Consider the following 20,896-nt stretch of genomic DNA (forward strand, 5'->3'; position numbering starts at 1 on the left):
CGACCCGCCTGAGCAGGCGGTATTTCGATTCCCTGCATGAAAGGAGCTAGGTTCATGAGCAGCTTGACGATAGGCTCACAGAAACCGAAAAGAAACACCTACACCTGGCTGTTTTTTCTGCTTCCGTCCGTAGCGATTATGCTGGTGTTCTTCATCTATCCGATCCTGCTCACGTTCTTCTATTCGTTTACGAACCTCGCGTTGACAGGGGAAGCGGCCAGGGAGCTGAAATTTGTCGGGCTGGACAACTATGCCCGCATGTTCCAGGATCCTACGGTGAAAGTAAGCATCTGGAACACGCTCGTATTTCTGATCGGATCAGCGGTGATCGGGCAGCAGGTGCTCGGTTTTCTCATTGCGCTGCTGATGAAGCAGCGAAACCGGACGTTCCGGCGTGTCATCGGGACGATCGTGCTTGCAGGCTGGGTTACGCCCGAAATTGTATGCGCATTGTGTCTGTACAGCTTTTTCGGGGATGACGGGACGCTTAATGCCATCATTACGTCGTTTGGATTCTCGGAAGTGACCTGGCTGTTTACCGTTCCGATGTTGACGGTCATATTGGCGAATATATGGCATGGCACGGCATTCTCGATGATGGTGTTTCAGGCAGCGCTGGACGATGTTCCGAGCGAGATTGAGGAGGCTGCCGTCGTCGACGGGGCGTCCAAGTGGAAAATTTTCACCTCGATCATCATCCCTTACATTAAAGGCTCCATTACAACCAATGCGATGCTGGTCACGCTGCAGACGCTCGGGGTATTTGGCCTTATCTATGCGATGACCGGCGGCGGGCCGGGCAATTCAACGATGACGCTGCCGATCTTTATGTACAACCAGGCGTTTGTCAATTATCAGCTCGGCTACGGAACAGCCATCTCGTTGCTCTTGCTGCTTATCGGCATCGTGCTGAGTCTGCTCTATATCCGATCGATGAAAGAGTAATCAGGGGGGGAGTTCGTATGAATGCCAGGCAACGAAAGCTCATCTACCGAATACTGCCTTACACGATACTGACCGGAATCGGGCTCTGTTTTCTGCTGCCGCTGCTGTGGGTGCTCGTGGCTTCCGTTGATCCCAATGCCATGCAGTCCCTCAAGCTCCCCAGCCAGCTGACGATGGGAAATTATGTTGAGGTTATCACGAGTCCTGAGAATCAGCGGGCATATCTGATCGGTCTGGTCATTTCGCTTGGCCAAGCCGTGCTTGTCGTGCTGCTGGCGCTGCTGGCCGCTTATCCGCTGTCCCGGTATCAGATGAAATACAAGAAACCGTTTATGCTTACAATTCTGTTCATGACATCGCTTCCGATTACCGCGGTCATGGTGCCGGTCTATCAGCTGTTTCTTGGATTGAAGCTGTATGACAGCATTGGCGGCGTCATTCTGTTCTATGTGGCATCGTCGATGCCCTATGGCATTTGGATGATGAAAAATTTTATGGATTCCGTACCGCGGGATATGGAGGAAGCTGCCTGGGTGGACGGGGCTTCGCTGCTGACCGGTATCCGAAGGGTAGTAGCTCCGCTCATGGTGCCCGGAATCTGCACGGTGGCGATCTTTACCTTCTCCGGCAGCTGGGGCAATTTCTTTGTCCCTTACATTCTGCTGCAATCCCCGGAGAAGTTCCCGGCTGCGCTGAAGCTGTACCAGTTCTTCGGACAATACGGGATGGTGGATTACGGCAGTCTGGCGGCATTTTCCGTCCTCTATGCCGTTCCGGCCATCGTGATGTATGTGCTGTCCCAGCGATTTATGTCCCGCGGCTTCGGTCTGCAAGGCGGAAGCAAGGGATAAGGGTCGCGGGAAAATGCTGAAGACTGGAAACGTTATTGAACCAACAATGCCTGTTCTGATTGATCACGGAGAAGGATCCGCATACTAGACGTTTAAGGCCAGCATCAAATGCTCACTTTGATGATGGCCTTCTATCATAGTGCTATCGTCGGTCTTTCATACAATCCACGTGATTTGGAGCTATGCTTAATCCTGATCCTGACGATCAGACCTGATCAGACTTGATCAGACCTGATCAGATGATCAGCTCCAGCTCGATGACCGTGTTGCGCTTATCAGGGAGCGGATAGGTGAAATGCTCGGGACGGGCAAAGCTTATAAACGCATCCTCTATGAATTCTGCGGCACTCCACGGTCTGCCAACGAACACTTCGGAGCCGTCAGCAAGCAGGCGGGCGCTCTTGATCTTGTCTGCCAATCCGGGCAGGCTGATCGGTCCGATCGATTCCTCGAACAGATGGGCGTACAGCTTGTTGCCTTTTTGCGTATAACGTCCCCACTCCGGCTTCGGAAAGTCGGCGGCCCGGCAGCCGTGAATGCTGTCCCCGTTCTTCTTCATCCAGTCCCCGATCTCCTTCAGAATGTCCAGGCTTTCCTGAGGGATGGCGCCTTTCGCATCAGGCCCGACGTTGAGCAGCATATTCCCGTTCTTGCTTACGCATTCCACCAGCTTGCGGATGATTGTTGTAGCCGATTTGTAGTTTCGGTCCGCTGCGGCGTACCCCCAGTTGTTGTTCAGCGTAATGCAGGCTTCCCACGGAATCGGGTCACCCTGTTCATTGACGAGACCGCGGGGAGGAATAATCTGCTCCGGTGAAGCGAAATCCCCGCTGTATGTTGAAGGATTGGCAGTATAGATGCTTCCGCCCTGCTCGCCGCTGCCTTCTAGCCGGTTGTCGATAAGGATATGCGGCTGAAGCTCACGGATCATCTGAACCAGCTCGGTTGCACGCCATTTCTCTCCGGTCATCTCATCATAGGAGAAGTCAAACCACATAAGATCGAGCTTGCCGTAGTCTGTCAGCAGTTCCCGAACCTGGCCGTGCATGTAGTCCAGGTAGCGGCCGAAGGTGTTCGGGTCGCGCTTGAACGCTTCGTTCTCCCGCATCGGATGGATGCGGTCGCCGTAGGCAGGATAGTCTTCATGGTGCCAGTCGATCAGCGAGTAATAGAGTCCAACCTTCAGCCCTTCCTCTCGGAAGGCCTCCAGAAATTCTCTGACCAGATCGCGGCCAGCCTGGGTGTTGGTAGATTTGTAGTCCGTAAGCTTGCTGTCAAACAGGCAGAAGCCATCATGATGCTTGGCTGTCAACACGGCGTATTTCATGCCGGCTTCCTTGGCCGCCTTGGCCCATTCCCGCGGATTGTAATGGACAGGATTGAATTCGTCGTAATAGGTCTGATACTGCTGGATGCTCATTTTCTCCGTGCTGCGAATCCATTCTCCTCGGGCAGGAATGGCATAGAGCCCCCAGTGGATAAACATACCGAAGCGGTCTTGCTCAAACCACTGTACACGTTCCTTGCGCTCCTGGATAATGGGATTGGTATGATTCGTCATGGGATCAGTCCCCCTGTTCCTGGTTTATCGACCATGATTGTAGCAATTATGTGGTAGTATGAATAGACAATTACTTAACTAATAAGGGTATTATAATAACTTTAGAGGATTATCGAAGATGAAGAAGAGAGCGCAGAACGAACAGGAAGCGATTCAGCAGATGCTGCTTCATATGCAGGTTCAGGTGCTGGAAGCGGAGTATACACAGTGCTGGCCGGAATGGAAAGAATTCGATTATACGATAGACTACAATAAACTCTACTGGATTGTGGATGGGGAGGGGTGGCTCAAGATCGGCGATAAGGAGCTGTATCCGAGGCCGGGCCAGCTGATTCTGATGCCGGCGGGTACGAAGCAGTCATATTCCACGATCAGCGATCGGCCGTTCCTGAAGTATTGGTGCCATTTTACAGCCACGGTGGGAGATTCGGAAGTGTTCTCCTGGCTGGATGTCCCGCTTGTGTATGACGGGCTTGATCCTGAGCTCATGACCGGGGTATTCTGCGAACTGGTTCAGGCAAGGCATCAGAAGACGGTCTCCTCCAGGCTGAAGGAGAAGTCTGCCGTTCTGGATATTTTGTCCCGTATTTTGGATAGGACGACGCCTGCGATTCATCCAGACAAAACGTGGGAGATGCAGCGTCTTGCTATTGTGCAGCAATACATCCAGGACCATCTGCACGAGGAAATTACGCTTGAGCAGATGGCTGCCACCATTCATCTTCACCCGAATTATTTTATCAAATACTTCAAACGTCATTTTGGTACAACACCGCAGAAATATCTGAGTATCAAACGGATGGAACAGGCCAAAATATTGCTGAGAACATCGACGCTGAGCATCAAAGAGATTGCGGACGCAACAGGCTTCGAATCCGCCAACTACTTCTCCAAAACCTTTCGCCAGAGGGTCGGATACAGTCCCTCTGAATACCGGGCGAACATGTGATGAGCGGAATATGGTTGTGAGATTGGAGAGCCGTACAGCAGCTGCGTGATCGTGTGCGAGTTGCAGGTTAGGTTGAGAAGATCTCGTTATGGTTTCAATACAACCTTGATGCATCCTTCTTCCCGATTGTTAAACATTTCGTACGCTTCACCCGCTCGTTCCAAGGGCATTCGGTGTGTCACAATTTCGGTCGGGTCAATCTGTCCGCTGTTGATTAGGTTATACAATTCGGGCATGTAATGAATGACTGGGGTTAGTCCCATCTTTAACGTGATGTTTCGTTCATACAGGTTGCCCAGCGGGAACAGGTTGTAGACGCCGCCGTATACACCGGCCAGCATTATGGTGCCGCCTTTTCGGACCGCTTTGATGGCCATCCGGATCGCACTCATGGTCCCGCTTTGAATCATCAATTTCTGACCGATGTTCTCAATCATGGATTTTTTGCCGTCCATGCCGACGCAGTCTATGACAATATCGACGCCCCCTTTGGTGATCTCGCGGATATACATGCCCATATCGTCATAATCTTCGAAATTGTAAACTTCCGCCTGATTCATGCTTTTGGCTTTCGCGAGGCGGTAGGGGACGCGATCAATGGCAATCACCCGGCTGGCCCCCATCATCCACGCAAACTTCTGGGTCATCAACCCGATCGGACCGGAGCCGAGTACAGCGACCGTATCGCCGGGCTTCACGCCGGCATGCTCCACGCTCCAGTACGCTGTCGGCAGCACGTCCGACAATAACAGAAGCGCCTCATCCTCCAGTTCGCACGATTCAGGAATGACAAAGGGCATGAAGTTCCCGTACGGGACGTGGAGATATTCGGCTTGTCCGCCGGGGTACTCTCCATATCTTCTCGCGAGTCCCAAATAGCCGCCGCCGTCCACGATGCCTTTGTCGTTTGTGACATCACACATGCTCTCCAGGTCATGCTGGCAATAATAGCATTGTCCGCAGGATACGGTGAATGGAATGACGACCCGATCGCCTTTTTTGACAAGGGTAACTTCAGGACCGACCTCCTCTACAATCCCCATCGGCTCGTGACCGATAACGTATCCTCGCTCGGTAGGCATGACCCCTTGATATATATGCAGATCCGAACCGCAGATGGATGTCGACGTCACCCGGATGATGATGTCGTCCTTTTTTTTCAGCATTGGGTCGTTCACCTGTTTGACCTGAATATCCTTTTTGCCTTGAAAAGTGACGGCTTTCAATGCATTCCCTCCTTATATGCGCTATACGTTAATGTGCCCTTTTTGGAGTTGAATATGACGGGTTGCGTCAAATAAACACCTTGTTGCTGGTTGCTTAGCACGATTATCCCGTTTGATCAGGGGACCGAGAATCGAGAACAGTGAACAGAGAACGGGGAACAGTGAACAGCGAACTGAGAACCGAGAACAGTGAACTGAGAACCGAGAACAGTGAACGGGGAACAGAAGATCGAAGGAAGAACACTAGACTTTTACGGTAGGGTGTCGATCTCAAGACGAAGAGATCATGGATAAGACGGAGATCAAGCTCCATATGGGGATCAATCTCAATATGGAGAACAAGCATAGATGGAGATGAAGGACAGTTGGAAATCAGCACAAGATAGAGATCAAACACAGATAGAGATCAAACACAGATAGAGATCAAACACAGATAGAGATCAAGCGCAGACGAATATCAACGGCAGACGGCAGATCAAGGTCGCGGAGCGAGGCCAAGAGCAGACACAGAAAACGAAAACACCGAGATAGATTGGCAGCAACCTGAACGAAAGGGATAATCATGCAAAGGTCCCAGGCAGGAACTTCCAAGCCCCCAAAAAAAGAATGCCCTAATAGCCAGGGAAGTGATTGGCTCAAGGGCATTCTTCTTTAATTTATAGGCTTGGAATCACGAGGCAGGCCCCGCCGCTGGTTCACCTTATACCAGCTTCAAATATTCTACGATGGTCAGCAATCCCTTGTCGAAATTCTCAAGGTTGAAGTGTTCGTTCGGTGCATGCAAGTTCTCATCCGGCAGACCGAAGCCCATCATGACAGCCGGGGCATTCAGCGTGCTGGACAGACGCTCGACAATCGGAATTGAGCCGCCGTCTTTTGTGAACAGCGCCCGTGTACCGTACACGTTCTCGAACGCGTCCGCCGCTTTTTGCAGCATTGGATGAGATGGATCGATGTTGAATGCAAACGCCTTTTCCTTCGGCTTGAACGTAAGCTTCGCACCCACAGGAGTATGAGCCTTCAGGTGGGCCTCAATCGCATCAAGCACGGCCTGCGGGTCCTGGTCAGCGACGAGGCGGCAGGTGATTTTGGCATGGGCTTCTCTCGGGATCACCGTCTTGCTGCCTTCCCCTTGGAATCCGCCGTATACGCCGTTCAGTTCCAGTGTAGGACGTGCGCCAACGCGTTCCACGAAGGAGTAGCCTTCCTCGCCGAACAGTGCGTCAAGCTCCAGATCCTTCTTCAGCTTCTCTTCGTCAAACTGCTGCTTGGCGAACTCTTCCCGCATTTCCGGGGACAGCTCCAGCACACCGTCATAGAAGCCTTTAACGCTGACCCGGCCCTTGTCGTCATGCAGGGAAGCGAGCAGGGACACCATTGCATGCAGGGCGTTGGGCACGCCGCCGCCATATGTACCGGAATGAAGATCGCTGTTGGCTGTGTGCAGGGTCAGCTCCATCGAGCAAAGGCCGCGCAGTCCTGTCGAGATGGCCGGCTTGCCTGGTGCGAGCAGGGAGGTGTCCGAGATCAGAACCGCATCGGCGGTCAGTTTGTCCTTGTTGGCATCCACATACCGCGGCAGATTCGGGCTGGACACTTCCTCTTCGCCTTCGATGCAGAACTTGATATTGACCGGAAGTTCGCCTTCCTCTTTCAATATCGCTTCCACAGCTTTTACATGCAGGAACAGCTGTCCTTTATCATCAGTAGCTCCGCGCGCGTACAGCTTGCCGTCCCGGATGTCCGGTTCAAAAGGCGGCGTCTGCCACAGGTGAAGCGGATCAACCGGCTGCACGTCATAGTGGCCGTAGATGAGAAGGGTCGGTTTGCCTTCAGCATGCAGATAGTCAGCGGTCACAATCGGGTGCCCTTCGGTCTGATGAATTTCCACATGCTCAAGCCCGGCTTCTTTCAGCTTGGAGGCAATCCATTCTGCTGCACGGGCGACATCGCCCTTATGCTCGGACAGTGCAGAGATGCTCGGGATCGCAAGCCACTCTTTCAACTCGTTCAGATGGGCTTCGCGATGCTGCTCGAAATACGCTTTATAATCAACGCTCATTTGGAATAGATCCTCCTTGAAATGATGGTAATAGGTCAGGCAATACACATGCCGTTCCTTCCTATTCTACCCCTTTTTCCATCATTGCGAAATAAGCTGAATGTCGATCGATTATTTCCGCTGCTCGGAAAATGCTTCGGCCAGGCTCTTCCAGAACATCTGCAGCGCCGGTGTTATCAGCTTGTTCCGGTGCCGGACTGCATAGATCTGGCGCTCGGGCACCCACTTCGGAATCGCGCGTGTACACAGCTTGCCTTCCAGCTGCTCCTCCTGCACGGCGGCCTCTGCAATCATGCCATAGCCCAGGCCATGCTTGACCGCTGCCTTCAGCGCCTCGGTTCCGGACACCTCGAGGGAAATCTGAAACTTAACGTCGTTGCTGTCCGCCCATCGATCAATCAGCTGCCTGCTGATCGATCCGGGTTCATGCGATACAAACGGATGCTCAGCGAGATCGCCGGGCTGCAGTTCCCCAGCGGAGGCCAGCGCATGATCCGGGGGAAATATGAGCACAAGATCATCCTTGAGCAAAGGCTTGGACACCAGTTCCGGATCGTCTACACGAGTGTTGGAGATGATTCCGATATCCAGTTCGTACCGTTTCAGTTTATCCAGAATAAAGGGGGCAGGGCGCACGTCGAGCATTACGGTTAACCGGGGATTGCTGGCTTTCAGCTGCTTGAGCAGCGGAGGCAGCAGGTAGGTTGCCGGCGTATGGGTGCTGCCTACGGCCAGGACACCAGCCGCTGTTCCCCGGTACACGTCCATCGTCGCTTCGGCCTCCGATGACAGGGAGTGGATCTGAGAGGCGTAATGGTAGAAGGCCTGGCCTGCCTCGGTCAGCTTGATGACATGATAGGACTTCGTATGGAACAGAGCGATGCCAAGCTCCTCCTGGAGCTTGTTCAAATGAAACGTCACCGTAGGCTGGGTAATCTCGAGCTGCTGTGCTACAAGATAGAGCTTTTTCAATTGTACGGTCAGCACAAACACTTTCAACTGTTGCAGGTTCAAGAGTCTGCTCTCCTTTCATCATCAACATTGATACGATCAATCTTACATTTCATTTGATAGATGAAATTTAATTGTTTGTTAACGCAGCGATAATTTTTTCAAGAAATTGAAGGGTTAAGCTTAAATAGCATTCGAAATGTGATAGGAATAATGGGAGGGCGACATGAACAAGAAATCGGTATTTCGTTATATCAGCACGATGATGCTTATAGCATTGATGCTCATTGTGTCCGCATGCGGACAAAGTGGCGGCACCGGCTCCGGGGAAGCAAGCCAGGCACTTGGCAGTCAGAATGAAGCGGAAGCACCGCAGGTCGAAGCGGAGGAACCGGCAGGTGCTGACGGTCCGGGAGAAACGATTTATTTGTACGGCAATGATTTCGTAGATGTCATTGCTCCGAAGTTTATGGAAGAGACCGGTTATAAGATGGAAGCCGTACATTACGGCGGCGGCGAGGCGCTGGCGAAGATTGAAGCCGAGCAGGGCAATCCGCAGTGGGACGTGCTGATGATGGACGGTCATGGTTCGATCCGCAATCTGGGGGACCGGGACTTTCTGATGACAGGCTGGCAGCCGGAAAATCTGGCGAATCTGTCCGAGCAAGGGGCGGCCTATGTGCCCGAGGACCTTGCCTATTATCCGGTCGGTATTCACGCAGCCGGGCTTATTGCGTATAATACCAACCTCGTAACGGCTGAAGAAGCGCCACAAACATGGGAGGAGTTCTTCGCCTATGAGGGGCCGGTAGGGCATGCAGATCCGGCGGTTGCAGCGCCTGCATATCCGCTGGTGTCCGCCTTCTTCGAGAAATGGGGGGTGGCCGAGGCGGAGAAGCTGTATGAAAATCGGTTCAGCCAAGGCATGAAGGTATATCCGAAGAACGGCCCGGTGGGCAAAGCGCTGTTAAGCGGAGAGATCGAAGTTGCGGCACTGCAGGAGCATAACGCTTACGAGCTGAAGTTGGCCGGGGAACCGGTGGAGGTCATTTGGCCTGAGGAAGGCGCGCCGGGAAGTTTGCGCGTGGTGGCAATCAGCCAGCATACACGCAACCCGGAAGCGGCCAAAGCCTTTGTGGAGTTCATGCTGAAGCCGGAGACACAGCAGATGCTGGCTTCGCTCGATTCGACAGACAGCTTCTTCACACCGCTGGTAGAAGGGGTGTCTCCTCGAAGCGAGCGCGAGCCAAGCGGAAAATTTCTGCTCCCTTCAGCCGCATGGGCTTCCGAGCATGAGGTTGAGATCAAAACATGGTTTGCAGATCAAAGCGTGAAGTAAAGGCGGGACAACAGCGATGAAAGCTTCGGAAGCTCACTATGGAGGCGGGGTAGCCCTCCTCCTCTTTTTATTTATTTTCCTGCCGCTGCTGGCAGTGCTTGTCAATGTAATATTTCCGGGGCTGTTCTTCGGAAATGTCGAGTGGGGCGGCATCGGTCTGATCGGGGAAATCTTCCATCGGCCGTTATGGCGGCAATCCTTGCTCAATTCGGTCACGCTTGCGCTTGGGGCGGCAACGCTCGGCACGATCATTGGTGGGGCGCTGGCGACGATCCGGTCCAGATGGAGCTTCGGAGCCGCCCGGCTATTGGACATTACAGCCTGGGTGCTGCTCATTGCACCGTCCTTCATGATTGCCCAGGGATGGGTGCTGTTTGCAAGCGCCGATGGGCTGGTTCACAGCTGGCTCGGCTGGACATGGGTCACCTCGTTTATTTTTCAGCCGACAGGGCTCGTATTTGTGATGGCTCTCAGCAAATTTCCGCTCGCCTATCTGGCGATACTGGCAGCAACCGAGTGGAACATTCGCCAGTTCGGTTATGCTGCCAGATTGAACGGGGCGGGGCCATTCACCGTATGGCGCACGGTGGAGCTGCCGCTGGCGATGCCTTCTTTCGTGGCTGGCTGGACACTCGTCTTTATGGATACCGTCGGCGACTTCGGGCTGCCAGCCGCGCTGGCAACCGTCTACAGGTTTCCGACCTTGACGTACTCGATATATTCCGCCATCTACCAATCGCCGGTCCGGTTTGATATGGCGGGCGTGCTCGCCTTCTATCTCGTGCTCATCCTGGCGCTTGCCATGGCGCTGCTGATGCTGACGATGCGCCGCTCGAAGTACGACTTTTTGAATGCGAGAGCGGTCAAGACGGTTAAGGAGCAACCGAAGCATGCCTGGATCTACAATGTGGCGATTGCGCTGTTTGTTTGTCTTAGCCTCGGGGTTCCGATTGGAACGAGTGCGATCGTATCCTTTATGAGACATGCCGGGGGCGGCTTGCGCGTGGAGAATTTTACGCTGGATCATTATCGCCAGTTATTCTCATATACGGCAGGGGATCATCGCCTGCTGGCATTTCTTGAAGGGATGTACCATTCCCTGCTCGTTGCTGCTGTAGCGGCCGTGCTGAGCATGGTGATCGGCTTCGTGGTGGCGTATGTGCTCGCCTTTACCCAGTCGAGGATGAGGCCGATGCTGCAGCTGTTCTCGATTATTTCGCTGGCTGTGCCCGGGGTGGTGCTCGGGATCGGGTATATTTTCATCTGGAATCAGAAGTGGCTGGAGCCGCTCGGGCTTCATCTGTACGGCAAGCCTTCGCTGCTTGTTATTGCAGGCATTGCCGGGGCGATTCCTTATGCGGTTCGGGTACAGCTTGGCGCCTTCGGAAATCTGTCAGGAACAATTCTGAAGGCAGCCGCGATTCAGGGGGCGAGCGTATTCGACCGGATGCGGGACATTGTGCTTCCGCTCGTGCGCCAGTCTCTGCTGATTGCGGGTTTGACGTCGTTTGGCACGAGCGTATTCGATCTGGCCATGGCCTCGATGCTGAAGCCGCCGAATTTCTCTTTGATGCCGCTCGTCATTGACAAGGCTTTTGAATTTTCGAATTATGGCTACGCAACCGCAGCTACCGTAGTGAGCTGCGCCAGTGTAGTGCTGATCATTATGGTCGTTCAGGCCGCAGGCCGCTGGGTATTCGGGCGGCTGGACCGACAGAGGCAACAGGAAGGATGAAGAGACCGATGATATTGAAAGTGAAGGGTGTTTCCAAATCATTTGGCGAGCAGCAGGTGCTGAAGCCGATTGCGTTTGAAGTCGCGGAAGGGGAACGGATCTGCATTCTGGGCCCCTCCGGGTGCGGAAAATCCACCCTGCTGCAGATGGTGGCCGGATTGCTACGAATCGATGAAGGGGAGATCGAGATGGACGGCCGGGCCGTGGAACGCGGGCTACTCTACATTCCTCCGGAATCCCGCCCGATCAACATGGTGTTTCAGGATTATGCCCTGTGGCCGCATATGACGGTTCGCCAGAACATCGAGTATGGTATGAAGCGGCGGAAAATGAACGGTCAGCACCGGGAACGGACGCTGCAGCGGCTGCAATCGCTGCTCAAACTGGATGGCCTGCTGGATCGGCTGCCGGCCCAGCTGTCCGGGGGGCAGCAGCAGCGGGTGGGCATTGCCCGTGCGCTGGCAACCGAGCCCAAGCTGCTACTGATGGATGAGCCGCTGTCCAATCTGGACGTCAAGCTCAGAACCGACATGCGGGGTGAACTGGCACGTCTGCTCGAAGATTTGGCGATCGCCTCCCTGTATGTCACCCATGACCGGATGGAGGCTTTCACGGTCGCCCACCGGATTCTCGTGCTTCGCGAGGGGCGAATCGACCAGATCGGGAAGCCGCAGGAGCTGTTCGAGCGACCGGCCAGCCCGTGGGTCGCCCAGCTCATGGGCTACCATAACCGGCTGAATGCCCGGATTGACCCCGGGGCAAAGGCGCATGCGCGGATAGCGGACCGCCCGATTCAGGGACAGCGGATGATAACGTCTGTGCAGGATGGGCCCGCGGTCATCATGGTCCATCCGGAGGGCATCCGGCTGCACGAGAAGGAAGATGCCGAGGGGAATCTTCTCCCGGTCCTTGTGGCGCAGTCCATTTATGAGGGAACCCGGTGGCGAGTGATCGTGCATACCGCTGATCATCAGGCGATCCATCTGTTTCATCATCAGGGAGTTGAACCCGGCAGCGAGGTATGGATCGAGCTGCCGCCGGAACAAACGATGGTGTATGCGGGGGAGGGATTGTAATCGGATGGGCAGGCTGCTTGCAGTATCAGATGTGCACGGATACGGAAATTTGCTGGAAGCCCTGCTGGAGCATGTGAAGTACGATCCGGCCGCAGACCGTCTGTTTCTATTGGGCGATTACGTAAACAAGGGGCCGGACTCGGGCGGTACCCTGGAACTGGTTGCTGCGCTATGCGCCTCCGGTGCCGTTGCATTGCAAGGGAACAACGAGCGCAAATGGCTTCTCCGGATGCCGGAGCATGCGGTGACCGACGTATCGCGGGCGGAGAAGTACCTCAAGTGGATCGACAGCATGCCGCTGTGGGCGCAGGATGGCGAATACGTATTTGTCCATGCGGGGCTTCGCCCCGGCATTCCGCTCTCCTGTCAAACCCCGGAAGATTTGACGACGATTCGCGAGCCCTTCTTCCATGCGCCTGCCATAGGAGGTCATACGATCGTGTTCGGACATACTTCCACCTGGCGGCTTGGCGCCGATTACGGACAGCTGTGGCGTGGAGAGGGCAAGCTGGGCATCGACACTGGTGCCGGTCATGGGCATTATTTGAGTCTGGTGGATCTTACGTCAGGCTGGCAGTATGCGATTCATGTGTCGGCAGAGAAGGACATCCTGCGCAGAAGAATCAGCTGATGAGTGCAAAGGCGACTTATCGTCTTCAGCCAAGTCCGTCTATATTAGAGCTACACGAGCAAGGACCTCATTTCCCGCTTGGAGGGGATGAGGTCCTTTTCTTGTTGGTATAGGGGCAAACGGCTAAAATGGGTTTCCAAAAAAATCCCATCCGTTCCCGATGACGGGAGGGCGTGCTGGGCTGCCATGCCGCGCTTCTTCCAGCTGTGGGGAGGCATCGGCATCGAAGTACGAGGTTGCTTGAGCCTGTTTGTGCTCAAACATCTCTTGCTGCTGCTGCATAAGGCGCTTCTGCTGCTCCAGCATCAGCTGGTGCCAGTCAAACGGCTGGATGTGCTCCTGCTCATCCGGGTAGGATACCTCGGCAGTCGGCTGGCTGTAAGCCGATGCGGCGGACGGCGGAGCTGCCTCCTGCCGGCTGCAATTTGCCGGCGGGCCGATGACGACGGAGCCTTTGATTGGAGCCAGCGCCTCTTGGACTTTGGCTTTATCAAGGCAATAAGTATGGGCGAATACTCCGGGTGGCGTCAGTCTTAACATATCGGAGGCTCCGATAAATTGCGGGATCGGCGCATCAAATACAGCCAGAAGATGCGTGTTGTCCACCGTGGCCATCTCATAGTGCCACCAGCCTTGAGGCACATTGACAACCTGACCCGGCTTGATGGAGTACTGAAGCAGCTTTTTGGTAAACGGATTGATCAGCGAAACGTCCGCAGCTCCGGAGATGCAATATACGATTTCCGAAGCATTCTGGTGGGTATGCGGTTCGATAACGTTACCTCTGCTCAGAAAAATATCCAGCAGAGAAGCATTGCCGAGGGTATTCAGCTCGTTTACGGAAAGCAGGTTGATATAGTTCCGATTGTCTTTCTTGATAAAGGTGCTCTGGTTTAGATCGAATGAAAATTGAACGTTGGGTGAGGTGAAATCCATATAGGAAACGGCCATTTTCGTTTGCCTCCTCTTGGGGTTTTGCTGCAGGCATTAGCCTATGGAATACCGTATTCCGCAGGAAGTCTGTACGTGCGCCTATTTTTAGGCGCTTTTGCAGGTGAGCCGAAGCCTTGTTGATTTCTTGACTACATTAAAAATCAAACTTCATGGAGGCTAGATACGTTCATTAAGTATGTGGGGGGAACCCAGATAACCAAGCTGCCGGAGGAACTATGAATAAAGTTAAATTCATCATCATCATTGTTATAACATTGATCGTGGCCGTCTTGAGTTTAAGATTAGGCTTTTGGAATTTATACCCGCCTTATCCGGCGACCGGAGCAATAGGTGAACTGCCGAAACCTAAAAAAGCGAATGCTGTTCTCTATTTTCTGTCTTCGGGGATTGCTTTCATTGCGCTGATTACCTACTTATACAGACTGTTTAAAAAGGAATAATTTCAAGAAGATCCTTTCTTTTCTATGAAAATTTCGTATCCTTATAGATAACTTTTCATTCCAGAAAAGAGATATAAGGGGACGGTGAGAACGGATTGGGAAAAAATAAAATCAACCTGTTAACAAAGCTCTTGGTTTCCTATCTGCTTGTGCTGTTGTTTCCTGTAACCATCATTTTGTTCTACTATTATCCTTACTCTGCTGATGTGTTGAAGGAGAAGGAAATGGAGTGGAACGCCCATATTACCGAGCAGTTTATGACCTCAATGGATGCCTTCACGCGCTATGTTTACAATTTGCCGTTTGAGCTCGTTCAGAACCAGGAGTTCAAGATGTATCAAACGGAGGACAATGATTATCAGAGAGTGCTTATTGCAAAAGAAATGAAAAAATACAATGCGACCGATGCTTTTATATACAACACCCTGTTGTATGTAAAAAACACCGGTTATTTGTTCTCCAAAACTGGAAGCGCATACAGTTTGGAGGATATGAGAACGCCCGGCGTGGGCTTTTATTACGAGAGGTGGCCTTATGCGGATGTAGTTAACACGCTGAATACTTTAGAAGCCCCCATCGTTCGGCCTGTGGAAGATGTCATGATTCCCGGCCATAACCGGGTCCGTATGCTGACATTCCTGCAGCCGCTTCCGGTCGGAGGCGTCAATTCCCCCGGCACCGTCCTCATTATGGTGAAAGAAGATACGATCATCCGCATGATGCGATCGGTATCTGAAATTTATAAAGGGGACTTTTTCATTTTTGATGCCCAGGGAAAACCGCTTGTTGCTTCCAATGAATCGCTCTACCAAACGTCAGATGATGTGTCACAGCTCGTACGCGGAATGGACGACAAGACATCGCTATCTTCTGGCATCCATACGATTAACGGCAGCTCCTACCTTGTCTCCCATACCGTATCCGATAAGAATGGATGGCGCTATGTCAGTCTGCTCCCGATGACGGATTCACTCCAGGGAATCCGCACCATTCAGCTAAATACCGTGATGCTGGTTGGCGGCATATTGCTGATTGAAGTCGTGGTGATCTATCTTTCGATCCGCAAAAACTATCATCCGATCAAACGTTTGGTCGATTTTGCAATCCATCTCTTCGCACCTCAGGGAAGCCAATCGATGAATGAAATTGACACCATACGATACACGTTAAGCGGTCTTTCTGCCGCCAACACCCGGCTTGATGAGAAGGTAAAGGGAACGCTGCCCATCATGCGGGACAATCTGCTGCAGCAGCTGGTGAATGGGCAATTTCTCTCGTGGGAGGAATTTGTCCGTGAGGGTGAGAGGGTAGGCGTCAGTCTTCACGGCCCGGAGATTTCCGTTATTGTCATATCAAGCGAATCTTCAGGGTATGAAGCCGCTGCTCTTGAGCACTTCAGGGAGTGGGGGCATTTCCTGCCGCCAGGCGTTCAAGCCTATCTCTTCAACAGCATTTATGATCACGAGTTCGTGATGCTTTGCTCACATGAGCACGATTTTCCGTTAAAAAAGGTTCTGGCTCAGCTGCAGCAGCGGATAAAGGAGGAAGCCGGGCTGATAACACGATTTGGCATTGGCAAGACGGTGGACAGCCTATGTCCGCAAGCGGTGCACATCTCTTATCTGCAGGCACTGCGTACAGCCGAGCACTTGCGGCTGGGCCAATCCCATTCCATCCTCGTCTTTGATGAGATGGAGGAGTCCCAGGCCGTGGCGGTTTCCTACTTTGCCGATATGCTGCAGTCTCTGGAACTGTCAATTCTGAAAAATGAGGCCGCTATGGTCGAATCAATCATCGAGCGACTTATCGGGCATCTTGGCAGCGACGGTATGCCTCCGCATATGATCCGCAGCATCTACCTGAATACGGCAAGCGTAATTTTCAATGGGCTGCTGCGGTTTCGGCATGATGATCAGTCTCTGCTGCGGCTGACGGAAGCCGCTTTCTCCACCCGATACACGCCGGCGCAGATGTCCAGCATTATCCGGGATAGCAGCGCCAAGCTGTGTGAGATGATCCGCGAAACGCTGCCGCCCTCGAGATCGGCGGGACGTGAGGATATTCTGGCAGTAGTGGAAGCTAAGGCGATGGATCCCAACTGTTCGCTGCAGCTCATGGCCGACCACTTCGGGATGTCCGTATCCAATTTCAGCCACCATTTCAAAAAGACAATCGGACAAAATTTCAAGGAATACATTGACCGTCTGCGGATTCAGCACGCCATTCGCCTGCTCCTTGAAACGGAGGAGACGCTGGACGCGATTGCGATGCAAGCGGGATACAACAACACTTCAAGCTTTATCCGCACCTTTAAAAAAATCGTAGGGGTTACCCCGGGGCAGTACCGGAGTGCCTGCAAGGGCTAAGACAGTTTTTGAATGTCCACAATTTTTGAAAGCGCTTTGATATCAGGGGATCTGAAGAGCGCTTCCTGTTTGTCAGCCTTCGTTTTCAAAAAATGTAAATCGGCAAAAAACTGCCCGTTTACGCCGCATTATACCTCCGATTAGAGTCTAAGGTGCCCTGTACAGCAGGGCTGAGGCAGCTAACCTCATCAAAAAAAATCCAAAGGTTGGAGGTTATGGAATGCGAAAAAGAGTAAACGTTTTCACTTCTATCGTCTTGATCACGGCCTTGCTCCTGGCAGGGTGCAGCTCGGGAGGGAGTCGGAGCGAATCGGCGGAATCCCCTGATCGTACCTCAGGAGAGAAGGTAAAGCTGACGGCGATTATGATCAAGCATCCGTTAACGAAGCCGCTTGCCGACATGGAGTGGCTTCAGAAGGTGGAGGACGCCGCTGGCGTGGATATTGAATGGCAGGAGATTACCGCCGATTGGGGCCAGAAAAAAGGAACGATGCTCGCCAGCGGAGACATCCCGGATCTGTTTATCGGGCCCAATGTGATTACAGACGCGGATTTTGCCCAGTTCCAAGGGCTGTTTCAGGACCTGACCGAGATGCTGGATCTGGCTCCCAATGTACAGACGATGTTCAATGAACGTCCTGAGACACAGCAGATTGCAACCCAGGCTGACGGGAAAATATACGGGCTGCCCAAGTACCAGCGTTTCTGGCCGGACACGGCCTCCAGACAGTACATCAATCAGCAATGGCTGGATGAGCTGGGGCTTGAGATGCCGACGACGTGGGATGAGTTATATGAGGTGCTGCTCGCCTTCAAAGAGCGCGATGCCAACGGCAACGGCGATATGAACGACGAAATTCCGATGGATTGGCCTGGCGGCATCGGCGGAAACTTTAACGCTGCACTGCTGCTGGGCAGCATGGGCATTACGTTGTCGGAGGGAAGCAGCCAAGGCTATTTTGTAGAGGATGGTCAGGTAAAGAACTTCCTGATTGACGAACGCTATAAAACGATGGTGATATTTCTGAACAAGCTGTATAAGGCCGGGCTGATCAACCCCGAGGTATTCACGCATGATTACACTAAATACCAATCGATCGCCAGGGGCGATGGGGACACCGCCAAAGTCGGGTTCACCTGGGGCTGGGTCGCTTCAGACCGGTTCGGGGAACGGGTAGCCTCGCAGTACGTATCCTTGCCGCCGCTTAAAGTATCGGATGATTATACGGGCAAGCTGTCCTGGAGTTATGACTACAACTCCCTGAACTACGGGGTGAACCATATCGTGATGTCTGCAAGAACGAAAAACAAGGAGGCGGCCATGCGCTTGATCAACGAACTGTATGATCCGGAAGTGGGTATGCAGGTGCTGTTTGGCTCCATCGGCCCGAATATTCAGGATAACGGGGACGGGAGCTACACCATTCTTCCTCCTGGAAATCCAGAGATGGACCCGGGGACATGGAAATGGACATCCACGATGGCCGACCACGGCGCTTTCTATATACCGGATTCGCTCCAGCTTACGCTTGGCAAAGACATGCAGGAGGTCATCGAGCAGTCGGAACCCTTGCAGGAGGCGCTGCAGGTGGATCTGGACAAGGATGTGTTTCCGGCAATGTTTATTAAATATTCGATGATGGACAACAACACGATGAGTTTGAACAATACCAATATCATGAATCTGGCAGAGTCGAGCTTTGCCAAGTGGGTGACCAAGGGCGGTATAGAGGCCGAGTGGGACGCGTATGTCAGAGAAGCCCAGAAGGCCGGCATCACCCAGAACCTGGAGATTATGCAGAAGTACTACGACGAGTACAGAAGCAATCATTGATGTCTGATCAACATGGAATGATGCCATGTCTAGTCTAGCGGCCGTATAGGCCGTATCAACGCCTGAACGGGCATTTCCGTTAAGCTGAGGGGGGATAGGATGCGGATCCACAAAGGAATATCGTCCATAATACGAGACTATCAGCTATGGCTGATGATTATGCCAGCGATTCTCGTCATATTGATCTTTAATTATATACCGATGTACGGTATTCAGCTCGCTTTCCGGGATTACGATTTCAGCAAGGGCCTCACCGGAGGGGAATGGCGCGGGCTGGCGTATTTCCAGCAATTCATCGATAGCTATCTGTTCACCGACCTCATGCGGAATACCTTTCTGATTAGTTTGTCCAGCATTGTGCTGGGCTTTCCGGCCCCGATCATTCTAGCGTTGATTCTGAATCAGATCCGGCGAAAAAAGATGAAGCAGCTGATGCAAACCACCGTCTATTTGCCGCATTTTATTTCGATTATCGTGCTTGTTGGCATGCTGAATGTGCTGCTGTCCTCGGAGACCGGGGTGGTCGGACATTTCATGAAATCCATAGGACTCGGACATATCCAGCTGCTGGCATCCACGTCGACCTTTATACCGGTATACGTGCTCTCCGACATTTGGCAGCACTGCGGCTGGAACAGCATCATTTATCTTGCTGCCTTGTCCTCGGTGGACCCCCAGCTGTATGACGCGGCCAAGATCGACGGGGCAAGCCGGTGGCAGACGATCCGTTATATTGATTTTCCGGCCCTTGTGCCAACCATCATTATTCTGTTTATTCTCAGTATGGGCAACATCCTCAGCACTGGCTTTGAAAAGATATTTCTGATGCAAAATTCGCTTAATTTGCCGGTATCTGAAGTGATAGCCACTTATGTATATAAAATCGGGATCGTATCCAGCCAGTTCAGCCTGGCCTCGGCCATTGGACTGTTTAATACACTCATCAACTTTGTGTTTCTGTTTGCGATGAATATGATCTCCAAGAAAGCATCCAATCAAAGCCTATTCTAACGAAGAGAGGAAGGAGGGACCAAGATGGGGCATACCGGATGGCGCGTTAGCGGAAAAGAGATCACATTTAAGATGATGCTGGCGTTTGTGTGCACGATCATCTTTCTGTTGATCGCTTACCCGCTCTATTTTATCGTTATTGCATCCTTTAGCGATTCAACCCTGGTATCAACAGGGAAGGTGCTGTTCTTTCCGAAAAACATCAGTATGTTTGGATATCGGGAAATTTTTCAGGACGCGAGGATTTGGACGGGGTATCGCAATACGGTGTTTTACACCCTGTTTGGCACCCTGGTCAATATGCTGTTTACGCTGCCGGCTGCTTACGTGCTGTCCAGGCGGGAGTTTCGGCCGAGACGGGTCATCATGTTCTTTTTTGTCGTCACGATGTTTTTTAACGGGGGGTTGATCCCAACCTATTTGCTGATGAAGGATTTGCATTTGACCAACACGATATGGGTGTTCATCATTCCGTTTTCCGTGAATGTGTTTTATTTGATTATCGCCCGTACGTTTTTTGAAAACTCGCTGCCGCAGGAGCTGCATGAGGCGGCTGTAATGGACGGCTGCTCTCACTTCACCTTCTTTGTTAAAGTGGCTCTGCCGCTGTCGAAGGCGCTCATATCCGTTATCGGTCTCTATTATTTGGTCGGACACTGGAATGATTTTTTCACCGCCCTGATCTACATTCGGGATAACCATCTGCAGCCGCTGCAGATCGTGCTGCGGGATATTTTGCTCTCCAATCAGGTGTTTGCCGGAGGGGCGGGAACAGGTGGAGACGCCGGAGGTTATGCCCAGCGATATGCCGATCAGATCAAGTACGGTGTCATTATTGTATCGACCCTGCCGATTCTCATGATCTATCCGTTTATTCAAAAGTATTTTGAAAAGGGGGTCATGATCGGGTCGATCAAAGGTTAAGTAACCTGAAAAACGCCTCGGGCGCCCCTGCGTTGTGCAGG

General features: G+C 52.6%; 17 protein-coding genes. 12 read left to right on the plus strand and 5 right to left on the minus strand.

Annotation, left to right across the window (positions count from 1 at the left end):
* The first annotated feature begins 54 nt into the window (after positions 1–54).
* Together MKX64_RS17535 and MKX64_RS17540 are read left to right on the plus strand one after the other, a co-directional pair.
* Entirely contained in the window at positions 55–945 is an 891-nt protein-coding gene (locus MKX64_RS17535) for a carbohydrate ABC transporter permease (protein ID WP_155617700.1), read from the plus strand.
* A gap of 17 nt (positions 946–962) precedes the next feature.
* Positions 963–1,796: a carbohydrate ABC transporter permease gene (locus MKX64_RS17540; RefSeq protein WP_095397931.1), complete on the plus strand. Its 834-nt coding sequence runs from the start codon at positions 963–965 to the stop codon at positions 1,794–1,796.
* 235 nt (positions 1,797–2,031) lie between these two features.
* On the opposite strand, the gene MKX64_RS17545 is transcribed toward MKX64_RS17540, so the two are convergent.
* Positions 2,032–3,357 carry an alpha-L-fucosidase gene (locus tag MKX64_RS17545; RefSeq protein WP_341036816.1) on the minus strand — a complete coding sequence of 442 codons (1,326 nt, stop codon included), beginning with the start codon at positions 3,355–3,357 and terminating at the stop codon, positions 2,032–2,034.
* 118 nt (positions 3,358–3,475) lie between these two features.
* Between MKX64_RS17545 and MKX64_RS17550 the strand changes: the two genes are divergently transcribed.
* Positions 3,476–4,306 carry an AraC family transcriptional regulator gene (locus MKX64_RS17550; protein ID WP_341036819.1) on the plus strand — a complete coding sequence of 277 codons (831 nt, stop codon included), beginning with the start codon at positions 3,476–3,478 and terminating at the stop codon, positions 4,304–4,306.
* An 86-nt stretch (positions 4,307–4,392) separates the two neighbouring features.
* Here the strand turns inward: MKX64_RS17550 and MKX64_RS17555 are convergent, their stop codons facing one another.
* The 3 genes from MKX64_RS17555 to MKX64_RS17565 form a co-directional block, all read right to left on the minus strand.
* Positions 4,393–5,532: a zinc-dependent alcohol dehydrogenase gene (locus MKX64_RS17555; RefSeq protein ID WP_155617698.1), complete on the minus strand. Its 1,140-nt coding sequence runs from the start codon at positions 5,530–5,532 to the stop codon at positions 4,393–4,395.
* A 700-nt stretch (positions 5,533–6,232) separates the two neighbouring features.
* The gene (locus MKX64_RS17560) at positions 6,233–7,594 is read right to left on the minus strand and encodes a dipeptidase (RefSeq protein WP_341036823.1); all 1,362 of its coding nucleotides are present in this window, start codon (positions 7,592–7,594) and stop codon (positions 6,233–6,235) included.
* A 111-nt stretch (positions 7,595–7,705) separates the two neighbouring features.
* Positions 7,706–8,608, minus strand: coding sequence for a LysR family transcriptional regulator (locus tag MKX64_RS17565; protein WP_155617696.1), 903 nt, complete (start codon positions 8,606–8,608; stop codon positions 7,706–7,708).
* A gap of 163 nt (positions 8,609–8,771) precedes the next feature.
* Here MKX64_RS17565 and MKX64_RS17570 point away from each other — a divergent pair, with 163 nt between their 5' ends.
* From MKX64_RS17570 to MKX64_RS17585, 4 genes are read left to right on the plus strand one after another with little or no spacing between them, the layout of a single operon-like run.
* On the plus strand, positions 8,772–9,884 hold the full coding sequence (locus MKX64_RS17570; RefSeq protein ID WP_155617695.1) for an extracellular solute-binding protein: 1,113 nt from the start codon (positions 8,772–8,774) through the stop codon (positions 9,882–9,884).
* Positions 9,885–9,900: 16 nt separating this feature from the next.
* Positions 9,901–11,619, plus strand: coding sequence for an ABC transporter permease (locus MKX64_RS17575; RefSeq protein WP_155617694.1), 1,719 nt, complete (start codon positions 9,901–9,903; stop codon positions 11,617–11,619).
* A gap of 8 nt (positions 11,620–11,627) precedes the next feature.
* Positions 11,628–12,695, plus strand: a complete 1,068-nt coding sequence (locus tag MKX64_RS17580) for an ABC transporter ATP-binding protein (RefSeq protein WP_341036826.1) — start codon at positions 11,628–11,630, stop codon at positions 12,693–12,695.
* Between the two features lie 4 nt (positions 12,696–12,699).
* The gene (locus tag MKX64_RS17585; RefSeq protein ID WP_341036828.1) at positions 12,700–13,326 is read left to right on the plus strand and encodes a metallophosphoesterase; all 627 of its coding nucleotides are present in this window, start codon (positions 12,700–12,702) and stop codon (positions 13,324–13,326) included.
* Between the two features lie 123 nt (positions 13,327–13,449).
* Here MKX64_RS17585 and MKX64_RS17590 read toward each other — a convergent pair whose 3' ends face one another.
* Positions 13,450–14,277, minus strand: a complete 828-nt coding sequence (locus tag MKX64_RS17590; protein WP_155617691.1) for a cupin domain-containing protein — start codon at positions 14,275–14,277, stop codon at positions 13,450–13,452.
* Between the two features lie 218 nt (positions 14,278–14,495).
* Here MKX64_RS17590 and MKX64_RS17595 point away from each other — a divergent pair, with 218 nt between their 5' ends.
* The 5 genes from MKX64_RS17595 (at position 14,496) to MKX64_RS17615 (ending at position 20,855) form a co-directional block, all read left to right on the plus strand.
* Positions 14,496–14,720: a hypothetical protein gene (locus tag MKX64_RS17595; RefSeq protein WP_095263919.1), complete on the plus strand. Its 225-nt coding sequence runs from the start codon at positions 14,496–14,498 to the stop codon at positions 14,718–14,720.
* Positions 14,721–14,815: 95 nt separating this feature from the next.
* Positions 14,816–17,086, plus strand: a complete 2,271-nt coding sequence (locus MKX64_RS17600) for a helix-turn-helix domain-containing protein (RefSeq protein ID WP_341036829.1) — start codon at positions 14,816–14,818, stop codon at positions 17,084–17,086.
* A 220-nt stretch (positions 17,087–17,306) separates the two neighbouring features.
* Positions 17,307–18,920, plus strand: a complete 1,614-nt coding sequence (locus MKX64_RS17605; protein ID WP_095263921.1) for an ABC transporter substrate-binding protein — start codon at positions 17,307–17,309, stop codon at positions 18,918–18,920.
* Between the two features lie 99 nt (positions 18,921–19,019).
* Positions 19,020–19,931 carry an ABC transporter permease gene (locus MKX64_RS17610; RefSeq protein WP_095263922.1) on the plus strand — a complete coding sequence of 304 codons (912 nt, stop codon included), beginning with the start codon at positions 19,020–19,022 and terminating at the stop codon, positions 19,929–19,931.
* A gap of 24 nt (positions 19,932–19,955) precedes the next feature.
* Positions 19,956–20,855: a carbohydrate ABC transporter permease gene (locus tag MKX64_RS17615; protein ID WP_155617689.1), complete on the plus strand. Its 900-nt coding sequence runs from the start codon at positions 19,956–19,958 to the stop codon at positions 20,853–20,855.
* The last annotated feature ends 41 nt before the right edge of the window (positions 20,856–20,896 follow it).

Source organism: Paenibacillus sp. FSL M8-0334, assembly GCF_038000405.1.
GTDB lineage: Bacteria > Bacillota > Bacilli > Paenibacillales > Paenibacillaceae > Paenibacillus_AQ > Paenibacillus_AQ campinasensis.

Excerpts from the sequence above, each read along its gene's own strand:
- MKX64_RS17535 (WP_155617700.1), top strand. The coding sequence starts at position 55 with ATGAGCAGCTTGACGATAGGCTCACAGAAACCGAAAAGAAACACCTAC.
- MKX64_RS17540 (WP_095397931.1), top strand. The coding sequence starts at position 963 with ATGAATGCCAGGCAACGAAAGCTCATCTACCGAATACTGCCTTACACG.
- MKX64_RS17545 (WP_341036816.1), bottom strand. The coding sequence starts at position 3,357 with ATGACGAATCATACCAATCCCATTATCCAGGAGCGCAAGGAACGTGTA.
- MKX64_RS17550 (WP_341036819.1), top strand. The coding sequence starts at position 3,476 with ATGAAGAAGAGAGCGCAGAACGAACAGGAAGCGATTCAGCAGATGCTG.
- MKX64_RS17560 (WP_341036823.1), bottom strand. The coding sequence starts at position 7,594 with ATGAGCGTTGATTATAAAGCGTATTTCGAGCAGCATCGCGAAGCCCAT.
- MKX64_RS17570 (WP_155617695.1), top strand. The coding sequence starts at position 8,772 with ATGAACAAGAAATCGGTATTTCGTTATATCAGCACGATGATGCTTATA.
- MKX64_RS17575 (WP_155617694.1), top strand. The coding sequence starts at position 9,901 with ATGAAAGCTTCGGAAGCTCACTATGGAGGCGGGGTAGCCCTCCTCCTC.
- MKX64_RS17580 (WP_341036826.1), top strand. The coding sequence starts at position 11,628 with ATGATATTGAAAGTGAAGGGTGTTTCCAAATCATTTGGCGAGCAGCAG.
- MKX64_RS17585 (WP_341036828.1), top strand. The coding sequence starts at position 12,700 with ATGGGCAGGCTGCTTGCAGTATCAGATGTGCACGGATACGGAAATTTG.
- MKX64_RS17590 (WP_155617691.1), bottom strand. The coding sequence starts at position 14,277 with ATGGCCGTTTCCTATATGGATTTCACCTCACCCAACGTTCAATTTTCA.
- MKX64_RS17595 (WP_095263919.1), top strand. The coding sequence starts at position 14,496 with ATGAATAAAGTTAAATTCATCATCATCATTGTTATAACATTGATCGTG.
- MKX64_RS17605 (WP_095263921.1), top strand. The coding sequence starts at position 17,307 with ATGCGAAAAAGAGTAAACGTTTTCACTTCTATCGTCTTGATCACGGCC.
- MKX64_RS17610 (WP_095263922.1), top strand. The coding sequence starts at position 19,020 with ATGCGGATCCACAAAGGAATATCGTCCATAATACGAGACTATCAGCTA.
- MKX64_RS17615 (WP_155617689.1), top strand. The coding sequence starts at position 19,956 with ATGGGGCATACCGGATGGCGCGTTAGCGGAAAAGAGATCACATTTAAG.